General features: G+C 48.6%; 3 protein-coding genes and 1 pseudogene. All 4 read right to left on the bottom strand.

The genetic code is table 11. From position 1 onward, the window contains the following. Window positions 1-516, bottom strand: a pseudogene (locus BQ17_RS14775) (transposase); the annotation flags it as partial. 88 nt (window positions 517-604) lie between these two features. Beyond that, a complete protein-coding gene (locus tag BQ17_RS24330; protein ID WP_089728335.1) occupies window positions 605-886 on the bottom strand; it encodes a type II toxin-antitoxin system RelE/ParE family toxin in 282 nt (93 codons plus the stop codon). Beyond that, entirely contained in the window at window positions 883-1,110 is a 228-nt protein-coding gene (locus BQ17_RS14785) for an addiction module protein (protein ID WP_089728337.1), read from the bottom strand. The genes BQ17_RS24330 and BQ17_RS14785 overlap by 4 nt, the downstream gene beginning before the upstream one ends. An 85-nt stretch (window positions 1,111-1,195) precedes the next feature. Continuing rightward, window positions 1,196-1,446 (bottom strand): hypothetical protein (locus BQ17_RS21980; protein ID WP_218068290.1); only part of this gene is annotated, 251 nt, incomplete at its 5' end.

Consider the following 1,446-nt stretch of genomic DNA (forward strand, 5'->3'; position numbering starts at 1 on the left):
AACGCCTGGCTCTTGAAACGGCCCTCCCAAAAACGCCCCTTCACCCCATCCTCCGCATTGGCCCGGCGGGCGATGTGCTCGTTGAGGGTTCGCATGAACCAGGACAAATCGTGCAACCGTCCCCGATAGACCTCGGCAAGTGCCTCGACCTCGGCGATCTCCGCCCGGCTCATCGACCCTCGTGACGCCGAGAGATAACGTGTCACCAACAAGGGCCCGGTGAAGAGCGCCGTCCAGCGCCTCAATACCTCCTCTATCGACCACTCCAAGGCCCATTCCCGTCGATACGCACCACGATGTGATAGTGGTTACTCATCACCGCATAAGCGGCCACATCGATAGCAAACAGAGCGGCAAGCTGCTGCATGCGCTTGACAATCCAGCCGCGGCGGTGTTCGAAATTCAGACCTGAGAGCTGGTCCTCGCCACACAAGAAGGCACGACGCACACAGCGGCATACGCAGTGATACCAAGGGGTGTCCTCAAGCGAGACAAGACCGAGCGGGGAGCGGTCATAGTAGGACCTCTGTGGTTTCGGGGTCGAGAAGAAGCTAGCTTGGGGTGGGGAAGATCTCAAACAAAGTGGGTGTCCTTTTATCGCCTACTATGGCCTTTTCTTGGGGTCTTGTCTATTATCGAAGATCGAATGAACCACTATTTCTCTGTCTTCAATGGTATAAAAAATAGAGAAGGGAAATCGTCTAATGACGCAGCCCCTAAAATGTGAATAATACACTCTATACAGTTCTGGATTATCAAGAATTGACTTCACGCCCACTTCGACACAACCCAAAAACTCATACCCCAATCCCCTTCTTTGTCTTTCATACCACACAAAGGCTAATTCAATGTCATCCTTTGCTCTGTCCGTGTAACGCAGTTTCATTTGTACTTTGCACGCAATTCTTGATGCACTGTCTTCCAGTCATGAAGAGTCTGTTTTCCTTCCTTATACTCTCGATATCTTCTATCTAGCTCTTTCTTTTGCCACTCTGGCATGGGAATTTCGGAATTTCCGACAGCAATTAAATCCCAGATATCTTCGACAAGAAGTAACTTCTCGGAAAGTTCCAACCTATTAATTTCATCTTTTATCTCTTCCGGTCTCATTTGAATGATCTCTTTCAAACGAAAATCAGTCGTTTGCCCCTCACTGAGTGAGCGGTCTGAATGCATCTGTCAGCCGGTTTCAGCCTTACAGCTCTTTAATCTCCTCGATTGAAAGCCCTGAGGTTTTAGCAATGATCGTTATACTAACTTCTTCTTGCTTCATTGCCCTTGCTATTTCAATGGCTTTTTCTCTCTTGCCTTTCTTCTCCCCAAGTTGAATCCCCTCATTTTTGATCCTCTCCTTGAGTTTATAAGGCAAAATCCAGCGTTCGCTTGCCTGAAGTTTCTTGAAGATCCCCGAATCGACAAAGCTATGATAGGTTTCGTCGCTGATGA

Source organism: Candidatus Thiosymbion oneisti, from assembly GCF_900092655.1.
Taxonomy (GTDB): domain Bacteria; phylum Pseudomonadota; class Gammaproteobacteria; order Chromatiales; family Chromatiaceae; genus Thiosymbion; species Thiosymbion oneisti.